We start from the raw sequence: 17,734 nt of genomic DNA, 5'->3' as shown, positions 1-17,734 counted from the left end.
AGTTCATCGGGTGTTGATCATGGGTTTGGGAAATTAACCTTACTTTTGCCAAAATAGTAAATTTTTATATGGCTACCTATACAACGGAAATCGCTTCTGACAAGTTGGTCAGTGACAATCCTATTCATCAACGCTTACTAAAAGCATACATTGCGGCCCAGCCGTGGGTTTCTGGCAAATTGCTCGAAATCGGCTGTGGAGAAGGCCGGGGAGTGGAGACACTTCTTCCTTATGCGGAGAGCTATCTTGGCCTGGACAAAATCCAGGAAGTAATTGATGACCTGAAAATCAGATTCCCTAAAGTGGAGTTTCAACAGGCGGTAATACCTCCGTTCAAGGGCATTGCAGACAATTCTTTTGATACGGTAGTGAGTTTTCAGGTGATTGAGCACATTGCTGATGACCGACTTTTTTTGGAGGAAATCCATCGTGTGTTGAAGCCAGGCGGGAAGGCGGTGATCTCCACGCCGAATATAAATCATACACTATCCAGGAATCCCTGGCATGAGCGGGAATATACCCCTCAGCAGTTAATAGACCTGTGCTCCTCCATTTTTGATTCGGTGGAGGCAAAAGGAGTTGGAGGAAATGAGCGCGTCTGGGCTTATCATGAAGCTAACCGTGAATCTGTCCAGAAGATCATGCGCTATGATATTTTTGACCTGCAGCATAAGCTGCCAGCCTCATTTCTACGGGTGCCTTATGAGATCCTAAACCGTATGAACCGTAATAAGCTTCACAAGCAACAAGGAAAAAGCGTGGTGGATATCTCCCATGAAGATTACCTATTGGTGGAGGATCCCGCTGTAGGACTGGATTTGTTTTATGTGTTGGAGAAAAAGTAGGGTACTCGGCTATTTCACTCCATCACTCAAGAAAAGCAGCTTTAATCCCAGAGATAATCATATTGGTGCCGATGATGGCGATGATCAGCCCCATGATCTTCCCGATCACGACGATGAGGTTTTTTCCCAGTCGTTTTACGATCTGGTCTCCCAGTTCAAAAGCTATATGGGTCATTAGGCACAGCACCGCAAACACGCCTATGACTATTAGAATATTGAGGTAGTTGCCTTGGGAAGCAAAGTTCATGGCCGTGACGATGGTTCCAGGACCAGCCAGGATAGGAATAGCCAATGGGGAAATCGCTATGTTCTCCTCTGTTTCAGGATCCTTGATGTGCTTTACACTGGATTTTTTGGACTGTAGCATCTCAAAACCCACGAAGAAGATCAGTATGCCACCGGTGATTTTGAAAGCTGGGATGGTGATTCCGAAGATTTCAAAAATAAACTTTCCCAGTACTACAAAAACCACCACGATGACAAATGCCGTGAGTGTCGCGCGCTTACTGATGCTTCTCTTGGTCGCTTTGTCCAGATCATCCGTGAGTGAGGCGAAAATCGGAACGTTTGCGATAGGGTTCATGATGGCAAACAATCCTGTGAAAACGGATAAGGTAAATGCGAGAATATTGTCCATGGGATTGGGCCGTGACTTATATCTGCGAAGATATCAAAATCTTATTCCTGAATGAAAGGAATGGAATCCGTGGCTGAATCCAGAGCGTAAGACCATCTTGAGTAAGGGATTAAAAGCTGAATCATCTTTTCTTTCTGAAAATCCTTTTGAAGGGTTCTGTAGTCTGTCCCACAAAACCTTCGGGAAAATTCTCCTCATCAGGGAGCCCAACAAGTAGGTTTTCGTCATCCGAGGGCCAATAATGCGTACGAAAGAGGAAATCCCACAGACTTAGCGAAATCCCGTAATTGAAACCATGGGGATGGCTTTCGGGTAGTTCCCGTGCATGGTGCCATAGATGCATTTGTGGTCCATTGAAGATGTATCGAAAGGGACCAAGGGGGATATTCAAATTGGCATGACCCAGCTGGCCCACGATCAAGGTGAACATGTGTACGATGAAAAAATCAGTGATCCCAAAACCTATCATCGCCAGAGGGATGTATTCTAGGGTTCGGTAAAGGATATTTTCCATCCAGTGATAGCGGAGCAGGGCAGCGAACCCCATCTCCCGGGTACTATGATGCACCTTGTGAAACTCCCACATCCAGCCCACATGATGATACATTCGGTGGATCGCCCACTGCATAAAGTCGCGGAGGATAAATATGATCAGTAATTGTGCCCAGCCAGGTAACTGATCGACTTTGATAGCAACTGTGTTGGTGATGCCGAATAAGCCAAGAAAATCATTAAATGCTTCCACTGCGACCATAGACAGGGCATTGTAGGCGACAAGGGCAAAAAGAAAATAATTCCAGAATAGATAGAAGAGGTCCAGCCAAAAATGCTCCCGAAGTATGGGTTGGTTTTTTCTCCATGGAAAAAGTATTTCCAGGCAATAAATGACCAAGGAAGCGCCTACAAGCCAGTAAAAGTAATTATGCCAACTTGGATGCAGGATCTCTCCAATAAAGTAATTCCAATAGCCATAATAGCCATCCGAAATCGCTTTGATGTATTTTTCCATGGTACAAAGATGAGGAATTTGTATGAGTCACTAGGTGATATTAGTCACTGTTTAGGATGGTGTTGATGATTTTTTGATTACTAACAAGAACGGGACTTACGAATTGCTTCAATTTAATTCGTAACTTTTTTACCCTTCTACCGTCCACCTACATCATCATGCTGTTTTTTCTATGCTCTTTTCAGTAATTTCCTTTTTCATCAGCATATTGCCATGACCCTAGAATATTATCGTGAATACTGCCTGGCCAAGCCGGGTGTGACCGAAGATACCCCATTTGGAGAAGACACCTTGGTCTTTCGGGTGGGAGGAAAGATTTTTTCCCTTACTTCTATAGAGATGTTTCAATCGGTTAATCTGAAATGTGACCCAGAATGGGCAGTAGAATTACGTGAGGAGTATCCAGGGATAGTTCCCGGGTTTCATATGAACAAAAAGCACTGGAATACGGTCAGTACAGGCGGTAACGTCCCGGATCGCTTGATTCTGGAATTGGCAGATCATTCTTACGCTCTTATCTTTGGCAGCTTGTCCAAAAAACTACAAGCTGAAATCTGCCCATGAGTTATTTTTCTGTTTCCGGAGTCACCAAATCTTACGAATCCCAGGTTGCACTGCATCCATTTTCACTTGAGTTAGCTCAAGGGGACTTTCTTGCTATAGTGGGTGAAAGCGGATCTGGTAAGAGTACTTTACTCAGAATCATGGCCGGTTTGGAGGTGCAGGATTCCGGAGAAGTGACACTGGAAGGAAAACCCATATTGAATCCAAAGCAAAAGATTGTTTCGGGCTATGATGAGATCAAGCTGATCCATCAAAATTTCCACCTGTACCCCAATTCCACCGTGGAGGAGAATATTTCCAGACAATTGCTCCACTATGAAAAAGTCTATGCTAAAAGAAGGGTAGAGGAGCTTTTGAAATTGTTGGGTTTGGGCGATTTCCGGGATCGGCTTCCATACCAGCTTTCCGGCGGACAAAAGCAAAAAGTCGCCATAGGTAAAGCACTGGCTGTGGAACCTGATGTATTATTACTGGACGAGCCTTTTTCATCGCTGGACACGATTCAAACACATCACCTAATAGGGGAATTGAAAGAGTCGTTTAAGGAAATGGGTACAACGGTGGTGTTTGTTACCCATGATTTGGACGATGCGCTGCGGCTCACTGATAATCTGATCATACTCCAAAAAGGGAAAACAGTACAAAAAGGCTCTTCCCGATTACTGTGCGAAAAACCCAATACGAAATATGTTGCAAGGCTTTTCAGTCCTATCAACCGCCTTCCTGAATCAAAGAACACCTACTTACGACCCGCTGATGTAAGACTGCGTACCAAAGGAGGCCTGTTAGCCCATGTGACGGATTCCCGTTTTTTGGTACACTTCAATTCACTTCAGATTCAACTTAAGGATAGTGGCATAACTTGGGAAGTGGATGATCCTATGAGGCGCTTTGGGGTGGGAGACAGGGTGTATGTAAGTTGGCAGGAACAGAATTTGATCCGTTTCTGATCCGCCTATAGTTTCGCCTATGCCTCAAAAAAGGAACATACTACTTACCATACTCTACGAAATCAAGTTGGCTGTCAATCAGGTTGTGCTATGGCTTTGGATCAAGCTGGGCTTGGTAAAGTCGCTTTTGATCGTTCCATTTGAAGGCTTTGGAAATGAAAAGGAGATTCTGCTGGTGGGTAGAGTGATCCGTGACAATAGGATTGGAGAGTCCACTCCTGAAGACAGTGTCTGGCGGAATATCGGGCGGATGCGCAGGAGATTTATGAGTGTGGTAATTCCCGGGGTGAGGGTAATGGCGCAGTTTCAGGGAGAGGAATACGTAGTGGAAACTGATGAGGAGGGATATTTCGAATTTAAAATCCATCCTACAGAGGTGGTTAAGGCTGAGGAACGATGGCAGCAGGTAAAGTTGACACTATTGGATCAGGTGATAAGGAACCAAGGGGAGGTAATAGCTGTGGGGGATGTGTTTCTGCCGGTGGGCAATATAGATTATGGGATCATTTCAGATATTGACGATACGATCATTCCTACTGGCGCGATGCGCCTAGCTGAGATGCTAAAAACCACCTTTGCCAAAAATGCGCATACCAGGATCCCCTTCCCAGGTGTGGCGGCTTTTTACAAAGCTTTGCAAAAGGGGACCGATAGCCTTGAAAGCAACCCTTTTTTTTATGTGTCCAGCAGTCCATGGAATCTTTATGATTTTCTTCACGAACTGCTTCGAATCCATCATATTCCCAAAGGGCCATTGATGTTGCGGGATATAGGCCTGTCACGTACGGAATTGATCTCTGGCAGCCATTCTGAACACAAGATAAAACAAGTGCGTCAGATCTTGTCAATTTATTCCGGGCTTCAGTTTATCCTTATTGGAGATAGCGGTCAGGAAGATCCTGAGATTTATCTTCAGGTAGTAAAGGAGTTCCCAGGTCGAATTAGGATGATTTTTATACGTGACGTACATGCTTCCAGACATGCGTATGCGGAGAGGATATGTGACGAATTGAAAGGTCTTGGAGTAGAAATGTTGCTTGTGAAGGATACCTTGGAAGCCTCCCGTTATGCACTTGGTAAAGGATGGATCGTAGAGGAGGATATGGGAGAAATAGCCGGGGAAAAAGTCAAAGATGAAGCAGACAAGGAGGGGGATTTGTTCAAATTGAATAGCTAGGCAGGTCTAACCATTGCTGTTGCTTAAAGTCTTAAACAGTTCCCGCAGACCTGACTGCAATTAGGCAGGTTAACACAGAAAAAGACGCGGATATCCGCAGATTCCATGCAAAGGGGCACCTCTCTAGCCGTGGTCTGTGTCACACTGACCACGTGGAGGCATAGACCGAGTTTAAGAATACCGGAGAAAGGGATACCGATTTTCCCAGGTTACATATTGAATTAAAGAAGACCAACTTTCATTTTTGTTGATATAAAAGTCTTAATCTATCAGTGGTAATTGCAAAAAAAATGCGGTAAAAAGTCAGACTTCTTACCGCTTGCATTATTTGTTTCTAGGTATTTTACTCCTCGCTGTGCGTTCCTTGCTCACCATGGACGTGGCCATGGGCAAGCTCTTCTTTGGTGGCTTCACGGACTTTCATGACAGTCCCGTCGAAATGTAGGTCAAATCCCACCAATGGATGGTTGAAATCCAAGAGGATTTCTTCTCCGAGGTCTTTAAGGATTTTTGCCTGCATAGGATATCCGTCTTCATCCATAAGTGGCAAAAAGTTGCCTTCTTTGAGCATTTCGGGATTGAAACCATTCTCACCGGAAAACTGGGACTTCGAGAGGTTTACGATCAGTTCCTGATCTGCCTCACCGTAGGCATCCGCCACCGGGATTACAAATGAAAATTTTTCTCCCTCTTCTTTGTTCAGGAGTAATTCTTCGAATTTTTCAGGTAGATCACTTGCTCCAAAAAGAAAATAAAATGGATCTTCCGGATCACGGATTTCTACACTGAATGGTGCGGATTCTATTTCATCTGCCTCTTTGCTCACCTGTAGTTCGTAGGTTAATCCAACTACTGTGTTTTCTGCTATTTTCATTAAGGTTAGTTTATTATTCCGTGTTTCAGTCTTATGCTTAGCCTTTCTTTAAGAACCTCCCACTTGCTTCTGGGGGTGGACTTGAACAGGGGCTTAGAAGCTCGAAACACGAAGTATTGATAGTCTTTCTCTTCGAAAAAAACCGGATAGGTTTCCATTTTTTCCAGGTAAAAGCCATTGGAAGTAATGCTTTTTATCAGATCTCCAGAGTCTAGGGGTTGATCGATGACCTGTAGTTTTTGCGGTTCATTTTCTATCATCCACTGTAAATATCTAGGGGCAGGGATGTGAATGAAGATCACCGAATCCTGGTGTGAATGCTTATAAATATTGCGGAATAACCTGTGGTGCTGATCTACTGGTATATGCTCCAGCACATCCGGAAACACAAAGAAATCAAAGGTCTTTCCCGGCCTGTCAAAGTCAGACATGTCCGAAACTTCAAATTTAAGGTTGCTTTGATTTTTCCACAGCACTTTTGCTTTCTCTATACTTTCCGGTGAGATATCCACAGCCAGTATATCTCCTTGTTTCACCTGGTTCGCCAGCAAATGACTGACTGTGCCAATACCACAACCCACCTCCAATATACTGTGGTTGGCGTTCAGCCCTGCTGCTTTCACCTTGTCCAGGATATTGAGGTGACGGGAATTTATGCCGGTCTTCTCCTGCTTCTCAGCAAACTGGTCGTAAAAACTGACTACTTTATCTTTATCCTCTTTCATTCTTGTCTTTGATCGTGAAAAACACTCCGGCCACTAATGACAACACAATTAAGTATTGAAAGATGATCATCGGGGTTTTGGTAGCAGTATAGCTTTTTGGTTCAAACTTGAAAACAATCTCATGAGTTCCTTCAGGGATGATCAGACCCCGCAGCAGGTAGTCTGTACGCAGAATCTCCGCTTCTTCACCATCTATGGTGGCTTTCCACCCTATAGGATAATAAATCTCTGAGAACACGACCAGCCCGCCCTGATCCATTTCAGCATGGTATTTGAGTTCGTTTGGAGCATAGGAGGTGTGGGTGATTTTTCCGTTTCCCGCACTTACTTCACCAAATTCGGTGGTGTTGACAGTTGCCTCGGTTTTGGTGTCTATTCTACCCAGCTCATCCATTTCCTCTTGGTTTGACTTTATGGATACTATCTTAGAAGGAACCCAGGCAGGCCCATTGGCTTCTGGATTTTCAAAAACCGAGTTTGCAGCCGTTCCGGCGATGAGGTATTTGGTATTCATCATGTTGATAGTCTGGATACCTTCAAAATCAAAATTTCCTTCCTGTGCTTTTTTTACAAAGTCATTTAATTCAAAGCTCAGCCTGTTGTCCAGCAGATCCTGATACCTTCGCATTTTGGCACCATGGTATCCTCCAAGGCTATGGAATCTGTAGGAGGATTTTCCGGTCGCAGTCAATGATTCTGTCAGATCGAGCACTCTGAAGTAGCTCTGATCCTTGGCTATCTCCTGATCTGCGGGGGTTTCGGCAAAGTAGGCTCTGCTGGGATTGCCCTGGAATGAACTGTCATTGAGATACTGCTTATTTATTGACCAAAGATCTATGGTGACCAGTGCAAATATCCCCAGACCTAGTATAAGGTCAGAGATTCTGTTTTTCATCGCAAAGTAAATCAGCGCAAATGATGCGGACACAAGAGCAAAGCTTCTCCAAGCACTGGCGGAAAGCATTGCCTTGCGGTCTTCCCGGAGCGCACTTATGAGCCATTCGGGCAAGTCTGCGTCGGCAGCTCCTTCAAATCTGAAAATTCCGGCCCCGATAGCCAGCAATATCAGTAATCCGCCTATGGACGCCCCGGCTATATAAAGAACTTTGAAATCCTTGCTTTTATAGAGTCTTTCCAGGGAAATTGCACCTAATGCCGGAATGGCGAAAAGCGTCATGCCCAATGCCATGGATACCGCCCGGAATTTATTATAACCAGGTAAAATGTCGAACAATAGGTAATTGAACCAACTCAGGTTTTTGCCCCAAGAAAGCATGAGGGAAAGAACGATAATCGCCCCAAACGTGTACAGGCTTTCTTTGGGAGCAGCCCAGATGCCGATAAAGGCAAGGAAAACCAGGATTACCCCGCCGTATATAGGCCCTCCGGTGAAGGGTTGGTCTCCCCAGTAAGTAGGCGCTCCCTGAAGAAATCCATTGATCTGAGCGGGCTCTAACCCATTATTTCGCAAGGCTTTCTCTGAGGCGGTGTTTTTGCCAAGTGGAGTGCTACTGCCGCCTCCATAGAAGTTTGGTACCAAAAAAGTAAGCGTTTCCAACTTGCCATTGGACCAGGAAAACGCATAATCCTTGTCCAGTCCTCCGGAAGCTGATTCCAATGTGGCATTGCCACGGGTGGAGTATGGAGCGTATTCCATAGCAGTAGCTATCCTGCCGATATTTCCCCCTACAGCTAAAACAGCTCCTAAAACCAAAAACACAATAGTTTTGCCCAGTTGCTTAACGCCTTCTTTCTTCCAGTCAAATACAAGTCTGACAATCAGATAAATGACCGAAATTATAAGTGTGTAATACGTAATCTGAATATGGTTGAACTTAAGCTGAAGCAACAGGCCTAGGGCCAAAACCCCTGCACCCAGTAGCCGCTTCTTTTGAAAAGCCAGGTGAATGCCCAGCAAGATCATTGGTATAAGACAGATGCCCCAGATTTTGGCATTGTGGCCTGCGGCTAGACTCAGCAGGTTGTAAGAACTCATCGCAAAAGCCACACTGGCAATAATTGCAAATGCAGGTCTGACCCTGAATGTCAGCATCAGCACATACATGGACACCATACCTAGAAACAGACTGTTTACAGGATGTGGGAGGCCTAAGGTGATTATTGACAAGAGTCCAGTGGTAATGTCTCCGGCAAACTCCAAACTAACAAAATAGGCGGGCATTCCTCCAAAAACACTGTTGGTCCACAGGGCTTCCTCGCCCGTAGCCGCACGGTAGTCGATCGCTTCCTTGGCAGAGCCTTCCCACTTGAGGATATCCCCTTGCATGATCACCTGGTCCTGCAACACCACTGGAGCGAAATAAACGACTACAATAGCATAGAAAATAGCGATTCCTACCAGATGGGGAAGTACGTCTTTTTTGAAATTCAACTGCATGAAAAGAATTTTACTTTGAATAATATATGCTTGCGCAAATTAGGGATTTATGGGTAAACCCACGTAATAAATAGGATGAGACTCGCTGCAATAGGTCAAATCGAAGATGACTGAAAACGGCGCACATTGGGTTGATTTATCTTTCTGGATTATGTAGCCTGCCAGGACGGTGCTGGGTGATCGATTTAAAACATTATGTATATCCGCTTTCTACCAGTAATTAGATAATAGTACTATAGGATTCAGTTAACGCCAGCATTAGGACACTTCGGCCTTCTGGCTGGGTGAACAAAGAAATTTTGGTTACTGGCATCATTGCGAATAATCCTATAAAACAATCATAAACACATGACAGACTCCTTTCTATCACTGATGAAAATCATTACTTTTGCTGCAAATAGCCATGTAAGGAATGTTTGATAATTTAAGTTTAAAATTAGACCGGGCTTTCAAAACGCTGAAAGGAACCGGGACCATCACGGAAATAAACGTCGCAACTACTGTCAAAGAGATCAGAAGAGCTTTGATAGATGCGGATGTAAACTATAAAGTAGCCAAAGAAGTCACCGATACCATCAAGACTGAGGCCTTGGGTCGCGATGTTTTGATTGCGGTCTCCCCAGGCCAGTTATTGATCAAAATCACCCAAGAGGAGCTGACTAAGCTCATGGGTGGGAAAAAGGAAGATATCAAAATCTCCGGTGATCCTTCCACCATCCTGATTTCTGGTCTTCAGGGTTCCGGTAAAACCACTTTTACTGGAAAACTCGGTGCTCATCTGAAAAAACAAGGCCGTCAGGTCTTATTGGTCGCCTGTGATATTTACCGTCCTGCGGCAATTGATCAGCTGAAAGTGTTGGGTGAACAGATCGGTGTGGAAGTGTATGCTGAGCCTGAGAACAAGAATGCCCTGGAAATTGCAAGCAATGCCATAGCCTATGCGAAAAAGACAGGTAAGAAGACAGTAGTAGTGGATACTGCAGGTCGTCTGGCTGTGGATGATGCGATGATGAATGAGATAGAGGCGCTGAAGAAAGCGCTAAATCCTTCTGAAACACTTTTTGTGGTCGATTCCATGACTGGACAGGATGCGGTGAATACTGCCAAGACATTTGACGAGCGCTTGAATTTTGATGGAGTGGTACTCACCAAACTCGATGGTGATACCCGTGGTGGTGCTGCGATTTCTATCCGTCATGTGGTAAATAAACCGATCAAGTTTATTTCTACAGGTGAGAAAATGGAAGATCTGGATGTGTTCCATCCAGATCGTATGGCTCAGCGAATCCTCGGGATGGGAGATGTGATTTCCTTGGTAGAGAGAGCGCAACAGTCCTTTGATGAAGACGAAGCCAAGCGCATCAATTCCAAGATCCGGTCTAATAATTTCAACTTTGATGATTTCCTTTCCCAGCTGGAGCAGGTGAAGAAAATGGGTAATATCAAGGATCTACTGGGGATGATCCCAGGTATGGGCAAAGCGATAAAGGGGCTGGACATAGACGACGATTCTTTCAAACCGATCGAGGCAATCATCCGCTCTATGACTCCCGCAGAACGAGAACATCCCGATATGATCGACGGGAGCAGAAGAAAAAGGCTTGCGGCAGGGTCAGGAAGAACTATTGTGGAAGTGAACAATCTGATGAAACAGTTTGCCGATATGCGGAAGATGATGAAGCAGATGAACAAGATGGGTGGTGCCAAAGCCGCTATGAGCAAGATGCTTCCAGCAGGCAAAGCAAGAAGAAAATAATCAAAGAAACCCGGTCGTGAGATCGGGTTTTTTGTTATGGCTTTTTTTACCGCCGTGTACAAAGAGGGTTACGCAGAGAGCATAGTTTTGAGTTGGTGATTTTCAATTTTTAAGTGTTTTAAATCACATGGTTTAACTTCCTATGAATTCTTCCGTAGAAAGTTCTTTGAAGTATTTTTTAAAAGTACGGCGATTTACTTTGGGTAAAGAATCGGGGATAAATTCCTGATAAATAGTACTTTGTAATAAATTATTTAAAAACTATTTTTACTGTAGCGTTTCTTAAGTGGGAAACGTAAAGACATAAGAATCCGAAGTTCTTTAAATTCTATCTCATTTTAAATCCCTTGACTTATGAAAACAAGACTATTACCATTGATTGCATTGGCTATGCTGCTTTTGAGCTGCAAAGATGTGGCAGAGCCTTCTCCTAATCTGAGAGTAGAAGGAATGTATGAGCGCAACTCGGAAGGAAACCTGGGATGGGGAGAAGATAAGTTTAGTTTTGTGGATATGCTTGAGTTCAAGTCGAATGGCACTGTCAGTGGAGAGAGTTATACCACTGAAATTGGATCAGATGAGATTTTGGGATACAGAGCTTATTTTTCAGGTACTTATTCCATTGAGGATGGAAAAGTAGTTATCTCTTATGATGATTCATATCATATGGGTGTGGCTGATATCAACTATATGCCAAAAGAAGAGTTGACTTTCTATGGAGAAACTGATTTTATTATGGAATATGCCGTCGTTGAAGATTATTCTGAGCTTTTTGAGATCTGCCCATTTAATGCGGCATGTTTGGAGCCAGTGCCTTACATGAGGGTTGATTAATCAGCCTTTGAAGTGTAAGAAAAAAGCTGATTTCGAATCTAAGAATGACCTTTTCAATTCATCCATTTACTCATAAACTCCTAGATTACTTTTGTGGCTCCTGATGCTGGTGTGGTTTTTCCCGAACTCAACGATTTTCTGTCACAAGTACTTTTGCCCTGAATCCAAAACTTTGTAAGAAAGCGGAGAACCAGAGTCAAGGTGTTTACGTACAAAATAATTATATTTGCACGTATTGATAAAAATGTTATGGACACTAAACTCACCTTAAAGCTTGATCAGGAGGTGATTGAAAAAGCTAAACGCTATGCATCTGTGAAGAAGACGAGCTTGTCTCGACTGATTGAGAATTATCTTAGTTCATTGACTTCACCCCAACCAACTGAGGAGCTCGAAATATCTCCCTTTGTAAAAAGTCTTTCTTCAGGAGTGAAGATCCCTGCTGACTACGACTATAAAAAGGATCGTGCGGAGTATTTGGATCAAAAATACAGATGAGTAGAATTTTTTTGGATACCAATGTCATTTTGGATTTACTGGGGGAAAGAGTTCCTTTTTATGATGCAATTGCTAAGGTTGTGACGTTAGCGGATCAAAAGAGAATTAAAATAATTGTTTCCCCGTTTTCATTTACCACAATAGATTACGTTTTAAGCAAGTATGAAGCCTCAGATTCGGTTTTAAAGAAACTTAGAATGTTTAAAATCCTATGTGAGGTATGTGCTGTGGATGAAGATATAATTGAAAAAGGATTGAATTCCGGTTTTAAGGATTTTGAAGATGCCGTTCAATATTATTCAGCTGTACAAGCCAATTGCTCAATCATTATTACCCGAAATGGAAAAGATTATAAGAACTCTACTTTGCCTGTGATGACAGCCGAGGAATATCTAAGCAGTATTTTTTAGAGCACTTAATTCATCCATCTACTCATAAACTCCAGAAAAGCTTCCTTGTAGTTGTCGCTAACGGTAAGGTGGTTTTTACCGATTTGAATCACATTTTTGGATACTGAATCAATATGGTCAAGCGCTACAATATATGACCTATGAACTCTCATGAACTTATCTGAAGGAAGCAACTCCTCCATGCTTTTTAGGCTGGTTAGAGATAGTAAGGGGTTGGGCTTTGACAGGAAATGCACTTTCACATAGTCCTTGTACGCCTCTACATAAGCGATGTCCTTCAGCATTACCTTGACCAGCTGGTACTCCACTTTTAGGAAAATGTATTCGGGAGTAGCTGGATCAGCAGTAGATTCTGTTTTGGTTTGTTCCTGTTTTTCGAAGTAGGAAAAAGCTTTGGTAGCGGCATTCAAAAAATCCTCATAGCTATAAGGTTTAAGCAGATAATCCAGAGCCTCTACTTTGTAGCCTTCGATGGCAAATTGATGGTATGCAGTTGCAAAGATAATCCGCGTCTTGTCAGAGTTTTTCTTGCCATCCAGCACTCTGGCGAGCTCCATGCCAGAGAGATCAGGCATCTGTATATCCATAAAGGCCAGATGCACCTCATACTGATTGATAAAGCCCAAAGCCTCTATGGCATTGGAAAACTTGCCGATCAGGTTCAGAAAAGAGGTCTGTTCTATAAACTTGCTGAGTAATTCCAGCGCAAGTGGCTCGTCATCTATGGCTACACAGTTAAGTTTCATGTGTCTATAATTGTTTTTCAATGGTCATATGGAATCTCGCCCGGGGAATAATCATCCCTTTGTGTGTCGCCTTCGACAAGCTTGATTTCATGTGTTTATAATTGTTTTTCTAAGGCCAGATAGCCTGTCCCGTCCGCCGCGGCGGATCGGGAGAATCTTTGACGATTAATCCGACAGTCGGCGGAGCCCTGTGTGTTAAATGATGATTTTAATCGTGTCGATTTCATTCGAGGTTGATTGTGAGGTTTACCCAATACTCTTGTTTGGACTCGTCTTTACCAAATTTAAGACGATGTTTGTCAGGATAGAGGAGGCTCAGACGTCTTTGGGTATTGACCAAACCGATTCCGTTTTCTTTTGCCTCGGGACTATCATGATGCACTGGGAAAATATGGTTCCGTGTTTCAAAAAACAACGTATCTCCCATAATCTCCAGTTTGATCAATATTTCGCTTTCCTGCTGGCTGCTGACTCCATGTTTGAATGAATTTTCCATAAAAGGAAGTAAAAGCATGGGGGCGATGACCAAATCATCCTTTGGCTCGTCTATGGAGATATTGAGTGTAACTTTTTCGGTAAGTCTCATTTTCATCAATTCGATGTAATCATTGATAAAACCCACCTCTCTGCTCAGTAATGTCTCATTTTTCTGGTTTTCATACAGCACATATCGCATCATCCGGGAAAGTTTCAAGAGTGCCTCCTGCGCTTTTTTCACATCCAGATTAGTCAGTGCATAGATGTTGTTCAGGGTATTGAAAAAAAAGTGGGGGTTGATCTGTGCCTTTAGGTAAGAAAGTTCGGTATTGATCCGCTGCTGGTCAAGCTCCCTTCTCACGGACTCATCTCTTTGCCATTTTTGTACCGAAGCTACAGATGTACTGATACCTATTGAGAGTAAATAGAGCATGATATTGAAAATGTCTCCGGAAGTCCTGCGTGGTCTGGGGGTATAAGGTTCATCGGGGTGGAAGGCATAATGCATAAGTTCCGGAAGGTTAAGGAAGTTTTCCGCATAGATAAGCACGCCCACAAAAAGCACCCCTCCCAAGATTATTGTTAAGAGGAATACTGCGTGTTTTCCTTCCAGAAGAACCTTTGGCACGAACCAAAGCATGTTCACATAAAATATGGAAATTAAAAGAAGTGCCATAAAAGCTTGGCGTATCCAAAACTCAACAGGAATATCCACCCGCCAAGAAAGAGGGGAGAGCAGCAACAATACGGTGCTGAGCATAGTCCAGCCCAGAATATGTACTAGAATAGAAACTCTTCTCTTGGGACTTAGATTGATCATAAATCTGGTTTTCAGTTTCCAAACTAACGTAAACCGCTCATCTATTTAAAATTAAATCTACGAAATCCTCGATTGTGACTACCAAGCCCCCCAATGGATAGATAAATCGGTTCGCAGATTATTGCAAAGGTTTTGTCTGATGAAAGTGGCGGTTTGTCGATGGATTTGCCCCAGCCGTCTATTTACAGAAAAACTGCGAAACAAACCCTGTTGCTTTGGGGTATCAAATAACACGGGACCTACAGAACAGTTTTCTCGGGTGTACTGGAAATGGCCCTGAAAATTAAAAAGGCGCAACTTCAATCGCCAGCCCAAAAAAGCAACTATCTACGACAAATGAAAAAACTATTCAACATTCTCTCAGTTCTTTTCCTGCTTACCGCAAGTGGCACAATGGCCCAGCAGTCTTCTGGAAAAGAATCCACTCCAGCTAAAATTGTAGGGATAGCAAAGGATCTTAAAACCGGGGATCCTGTCGCATACGCCACCGCTGCTCTGTACGTGTCCGGAAGTGAGACAAATGTGGCAGGAGCTGTTGCTGATGGAGATGGGATGTTTTTCATCACGGGTATGGATCCTGGAACCTACGATTTGAAGCTCAGTTTTTTGGGCTTTGAAACCAAAACTATTACTGGGATTAAGGTGGTCTCTAAGACAGGAGATGTAAATATAGGGGAGATAGAGATGACTGACGAAGGCCTGGCACTGGAAGAAGTAACGGTACAGGGCCAGCGTGATTTGATCGAAGAGCGTGTGGACCGTACGATCTACAAAGCTGAGAACGATAAGACCACAGCAGGTGGTGATGGTACAGATGTACTTAGAAGAGTACCGATGCTATCTGTGGATCTGGACGGAAACGTCTCCATGAGAGGAAGCAGCAATATCACGGTGTTGATAGACGGAAGACCTTCAGCAATTGCGGCAAGCAGTATCACAGATGCGCTGAAGCAGATTCCAGCAGACGAGATCAAGTCAGTGGAAGTAATAACATCTCCATCGGCCAGATTCGACGCGGAGGGAACTTCAGGGGTGATCAATATCGTGACCAAGAAGAACAACCTTCAGGGTATGTCTGCGAATATCCGTACTGGGGCAGGACTCAGGGGGTCGGATTTCGGGTTAAATGCGAGCGCAAGAAAGGGCAAGTTTGGGTTTACCTTGGGCGGTTTTGGTAGAGCTGGGTATAATATCAACGGAAGTTTCGAAAATAAGCAGGTGATTTCGAATCCTGATGGGACTACTTCCACAGTTCTTCAGATGGCAGATACTAAAAGCACGCATCTTTTTGGGAGATATAATTTTGGGGTGGATTATGAAATAGATGAATATAATTTCCTCAATGCGGCTGTGAATTTCGGGATTAGAAACAGGAATAACTTCCAGGAGAATTTCTTGACTGAAAACTACCTTGAGGGGGATTTGATTCGCACAGCTCTACGGGAAACGGATACTAAAGACAACTCTAATTCAGTAGATATCAGTCTTAACTACACTAAAACCTTTGAGAAAAAAGGCAAAGAAATCTCTTTGCTAACGTTGTATAGCCGTAACAATGGGGAGAACTCCTTTGTGAACACACTTTTTGAGGAGGATTTGTTAACCATAAACTCCCGTTTGAAAAACGACAATCCAAGCAAAAATGAAGAGTTTACCGTTCAGTTGGATCTGGTGGAGCCGCTAGGAAAGGACGGTAAATCGATACTGGAATATGGAGCCAAAAACATCCTTAGAAAAGCCTATTCTGACTTTGCCTATTTCCAGGCAGAAGGCGCTGATGGAGAGTACGTTGAAGATCCAAATCCAAGCTTGAGCAACGACTTTAGCTATGACCAGAATGTGACGGCAGGATATGTGTCATACACCACTACATTGTTCAAAAACTATACGATCAAGCCCGGTATCAGATACGAATACACCACGATCAATGCTGATTTTAGAACTGAGTCTTCTCCGGTAGATATTCCTTCTTATGGTACTATCGTGCCTAGTTTGAACCTGAGCAGAAATCTTGCCAACGGCAATATGATCAAAGCTTCTTATAACAGAAGGATTTCCCGTCCATCGCTTAGGTTCCTGAATCCAAATATTGATGCATCTAACCCACTTCAGGTTTCTCAGGGTAACCCGGAGTTGGATCCTGAGTTCACAGACAACTACGAGTTGGGTTACAGCACCTTTTTCAAAAGTACCATGGTAAGTTTCAGCGGTTTCTTTAGAAACACAACAGGTTCCATACAGGCGATTAGAACGGTAGAAGATGATGGTGTGATCTACACAGGGTATGACAATATAGGTCATGAAAGAGCTTTTGGTACGAACATCTTTACCAATATCAGCATTAGTAACAAGTTCTCCCTGAACGGCAGCGTGGACGCCTACTACGCTTTACTTGATAATGGGCTTACTGATCCGGATTTTGCGGCATCCAATGAGGGATTTGTGATCAGTGGTCGCCTTTTCGGCAACTATTCTTTGCCTAACGACTGGCAGATTCAGGCCTTTACTTTTGCCAGAGGACGCCAGGTTCAGTTGCAGGGTACTTCCGGTGGGTTCTATATGTACGGAATGGGAATCAACAAACAGTTCAATGAGAAGAGAGGGACTATCGGATTCGGTGCGGATAACTTCCTGACGAGGGAGTTTAAAATGAAAAACGAGATTGTTACTCCTACAATCGTTCAGAACAGTACGAACATCATGCGTAACATGAACTTCAAAATCAACTTCAGCTACAGAATAGGCAAGCTAAGCATGGATCAGAAGCCGAGAAGGAAAAAATCAGTATCTAACGATGATCTGAAGGAAGGCGGAAATGAAGGGGGCGGTGTCGAAATGCAGCAGAATAAATAATTAAGAAAGTAAATAGTAGATTGGGTTACAAGAGAAAAAGAGGCTGTCTCAAAAGTAGCTAGTTTAAAAGGCTAGTCGATTTCTCGGCTAGCCTTTCCTGTTTTAACTCAAAACATGTATTTTGAGGTGTGCAAAAACAAGACTTAAATGTAGCCTTTAAG

At 43.5% G+C, this 17,734-nt stretch carries 16 protein-coding genes; 9 read left to right on the top strand and 7 right to left on the bottom strand.

Annotated features, from left to right (window positions below; genetic code table 11):
• Positions 1–68 precede the first annotated feature (68 nt).
• Positions 69–845: a bifunctional 2-polyprenyl-6-hydroxyphenol methylase/3-demethylubiquinol 3-O-methyltransferase UbiG gene (locus tag LZF95_RS24875; RefSeq protein ID WP_233758118.1), complete on the top strand. Its 777-nt coding sequence runs from the start codon at positions 69–71 to the stop codon at positions 843–845.
• A gap of 22 nt (positions 846–867) precedes the next feature.
• On the opposite strand, the gene LZF95_RS24870 is transcribed toward LZF95_RS24875, so the two are convergent.
• Both LZF95_RS24870 and LZF95_RS24865 read right to left on the bottom strand, forming a co-directional pair.
• A complete protein-coding gene (locus tag LZF95_RS24870) occupies positions 868–1,482 on the bottom strand; it encodes a MarC family protein (protein ID WP_233758117.1) in 615 nt (204 codons plus the stop codon).
• A gap of 121 nt (positions 1,483–1,603) precedes the next feature.
• Positions 1,604–2,491, bottom strand: a complete 888-nt coding sequence (locus tag LZF95_RS24865) for a sterol desaturase family protein (RefSeq protein WP_233758115.1) — start codon at positions 2,489–2,491, stop codon at positions 1,604–1,606.
• Between the two features lie 213 nt (positions 2,492–2,704).
• Between LZF95_RS24865 and LZF95_RS24860 the strand changes: the two genes are divergently transcribed.
• Genes LZF95_RS24860 through LZF95_RS24850 form a run of 3 tightly spaced genes read left to right on the top strand, consistent with a single transcriptional unit; the run spans position 2,705 to position 5,182 of the window.
• Positions 2,705–3,055, top strand: a complete 351-nt coding sequence (locus LZF95_RS24860; protein WP_233758114.1) for an MmcQ/YjbR family DNA-binding protein — start codon at positions 2,705–2,707, stop codon at positions 3,053–3,055.
• The gene (locus LZF95_RS24855; protein ID WP_233758112.1) at positions 3,052–4,005 is read left to right on the top strand and encodes an ABC transporter ATP-binding protein; all 954 of its coding nucleotides are present in this window, start codon (positions 3,052–3,054) and stop codon (positions 4,003–4,005) included. The genes LZF95_RS24860 and LZF95_RS24855 overlap by 4 nt, the downstream gene beginning before the upstream one ends.
• A gap of 19 nt (positions 4,006–4,024) precedes the next feature.
• Positions 4,025–5,182 (top strand): App1 family protein, encoded by a 1,158-nt coding sequence (locus LZF95_RS24850; protein WP_233758111.1) that lies wholly within the window; start codon positions 4,025–4,027, stop codon positions 5,180–5,182.
• 343 nt (positions 5,183–5,525) lie between these two features.
• On the opposite strand, the gene LZF95_RS24845 is transcribed toward LZF95_RS24850, so the two are convergent.
• Genes LZF95_RS24845 through LZF95_RS24835 form a run of 3 tightly spaced genes read right to left on the bottom strand, consistent with a single transcriptional unit; the run spans position 5,526 to position 9,179 of the window.
• On the bottom strand, positions 5,526–6,056 hold the full coding sequence (locus LZF95_RS24845; protein WP_233758109.1) for a peptidylprolyl isomerase: 531 nt from the start codon (positions 6,054–6,056) through the stop codon (positions 5,526–5,528).
• 5 nt (positions 6,057–6,061) lie between these two features.
• Positions 6,062–6,781 (bottom strand): trans-aconitate 2-methyltransferase, encoded by a 720-nt coding sequence (locus tag LZF95_RS24840; protein ID WP_233758108.1) that lies wholly within the window; start codon positions 6,779–6,781, stop codon positions 6,062–6,064.
• Positions 6,768–9,179, bottom strand: a complete 2,412-nt coding sequence (locus LZF95_RS24835; RefSeq protein WP_233758106.1) for a YfhO family protein — start codon at positions 9,177–9,179, stop codon at positions 6,768–6,770. The genes LZF95_RS24840 and LZF95_RS24835 overlap by 14 nt, the downstream gene beginning before the upstream one ends.
• A gap of 412 nt (positions 9,180–9,591) precedes the next feature.
• Here LZF95_RS24835 and ffh point away from each other — a divergent pair, with 412 nt between their 5' ends.
• The 4 genes from ffh to LZF95_RS24815 all read left to right on the top strand — a co-directional run bounded on the left by ffh (position 9,592) and on the right by LZF95_RS24815 (position 12,677).
• On the top strand, positions 9,592–10,935 hold the full coding sequence (gene ffh / locus LZF95_RS24830; protein WP_233758104.1) for a signal recognition particle protein: 1,344 nt from the start codon (positions 9,592–9,594) through the stop codon (positions 10,933–10,935).
• A gap of 354 nt (positions 10,936–11,289) precedes the next feature.
• Positions 11,290–11,769 carry a lipocalin family protein gene (locus tag LZF95_RS24825; protein ID WP_233758102.1) on the top strand — a complete coding sequence of 160 codons (480 nt, stop codon included), beginning with the start codon at positions 11,290–11,292 and terminating at the stop codon, positions 11,767–11,769.
• Between the two features lie 249 nt (positions 11,770–12,018).
• Positions 12,019–12,267, top strand: a complete 249-nt coding sequence (locus LZF95_RS24820; protein ID WP_233758100.1) for a DUF6364 family protein — start codon at positions 12,019–12,021, stop codon at positions 12,265–12,267.
• Positions 12,264–12,677, top strand: coding sequence for a PIN domain-containing protein (locus LZF95_RS24815; protein ID WP_233758098.1), 414 nt, complete (start codon positions 12,264–12,266; stop codon positions 12,675–12,677). The genes LZF95_RS24820 and LZF95_RS24815 overlap by 4 nt, the downstream gene beginning before the upstream one ends.
• Before the next feature lie 5 nt (positions 12,678–12,682).
• Here LZF95_RS24815 and LZF95_RS24810 read toward each other — a convergent pair whose 3' ends face one another.
• Together LZF95_RS24810 and LZF95_RS24805 are read right to left on the bottom strand one after the other, a co-directional pair.
• Entirely contained in the window at positions 12,683–13,423 is a 741-nt protein-coding gene (locus LZF95_RS24810) for a LytTR family DNA-binding domain-containing protein (RefSeq protein WP_233758097.1), read from the bottom strand.
• Positions 13,424–13,646: 223 nt separating this feature from the next.
• Positions 13,647–14,720, bottom strand: a complete 1,074-nt coding sequence (locus LZF95_RS24805; protein ID WP_233758095.1) for a sensor histidine kinase — start codon at positions 14,718–14,720, stop codon at positions 13,647–13,649.
• A 336-nt stretch (positions 14,721–15,056) separates the two neighbouring features.
• Here LZF95_RS24805 and LZF95_RS24800 point away from each other — a divergent pair, with 336 nt between their 5' ends.
• The gene (locus LZF95_RS24800) at positions 15,057–17,573 is read left to right on the top strand and encodes an outer membrane beta-barrel family protein (protein ID WP_233758093.1); all 2,517 of its coding nucleotides are present in this window, start codon (positions 15,057–15,059) and stop codon (positions 17,571–17,573) included.
• The last annotated feature ends 161 nt before the right edge of the window (positions 17,574–17,734 follow it).

The sequence above is a fragment of the Algoriphagus sp. AGSA1 genome, from assembly GCF_021390545.1.
Lineage (GTDB): Bacteria > Bacteroidota > Bacteroidia > Cytophagales > Cyclobacteriaceae > Algoriphagus.
The sequence above is the reverse complement of the archived record's forward strand: the minus strand, read 5'-3'. Positions and strand labels throughout refer to the sequence as shown.

Coding starts and splice junctions, on each gene's coding strand:
- LZF95_RS24875 (WP_233758118.1), top strand. CDS start 69: ATGGCTACCTATACAACGGAAATCGCTTCTGACAAGTTGGTCAGTGAC.
- LZF95_RS24870 (WP_233758117.1), bottom strand. CDS start 1,482: ATGGACAATATTCTCGCATTTACCTTATCCGTTTTCACAGGATTGTTT.
- LZF95_RS24865 (WP_233758115.1), bottom strand. CDS start 2,491: ATGGAAAAATACATCAAAGCGATTTCGGATGGCTATTATGGCTATTGG.
- LZF95_RS24860 (WP_233758114.1), top strand. CDS start 2,705: ATGACCCTAGAATATTATCGTGAATACTGCCTGGCCAAGCCGGGTGTG.
- LZF95_RS24855 (WP_233758112.1), top strand. CDS start 3,052: ATGAGTTATTTTTCTGTTTCCGGAGTCACCAAATCTTACGAATCCCAG.
- LZF95_RS24850 (WP_233758111.1), top strand. CDS start 4,025: ATGCCTCAAAAAAGGAACATACTACTTACCATACTCTACGAAATCAAG.
- LZF95_RS24845 (WP_233758109.1), bottom strand. CDS start 6,056: ATGAAAATAGCAGAAAACACAGTAGTTGGATTAACCTACGAACTACAG.
- LZF95_RS24840 (WP_233758108.1), bottom strand. CDS start 6,781: ATGAAAGAGGATAAAGATAAAGTAGTCAGTTTTTACGACCAGTTTGCT.
- LZF95_RS24835 (WP_233758106.1), bottom strand. CDS start 9,179: ATGCAGTTGAATTTCAAAAAAGACGTACTTCCCCATCTGGTAGGAATC.
- ffh (WP_233758104.1), top strand. CDS start 9,592: ATGTTTGATAATTTAAGTTTAAAATTAGACCGGGCTTTCAAAACGCTG.
- LZF95_RS24825 (WP_233758102.1), top strand. CDS start 11,290: ATGAAAACAAGACTATTACCATTGATTGCATTGGCTATGCTGCTTTTG.
- LZF95_RS24820 (WP_233758100.1), top strand. CDS start 12,019: ATGGACACTAAACTCACCTTAAAGCTTGATCAGGAGGTGATTGAAAAA.
- LZF95_RS24815 (WP_233758098.1), top strand. CDS start 12,264: ATGAGTAGAATTTTTTTGGATACCAATGTCATTTTGGATTTACTGGGG.
- LZF95_RS24810 (WP_233758097.1), bottom strand. CDS start 13,423: ATGAAACTTAACTGTGTAGCCATAGATGACGAGCCACTTGCGCTGGAA.
- LZF95_RS24805 (WP_233758095.1), bottom strand. CDS start 14,720: ATGATCAATCTAAGTCCCAAGAGAAGAGTTTCTATTCTAGTACATATT.
- LZF95_RS24800 (WP_233758093.1), top strand. CDS start 15,057: ATGAAAAAACTATTCAACATTCTCTCAGTTCTTTTCCTGCTTACCGCA.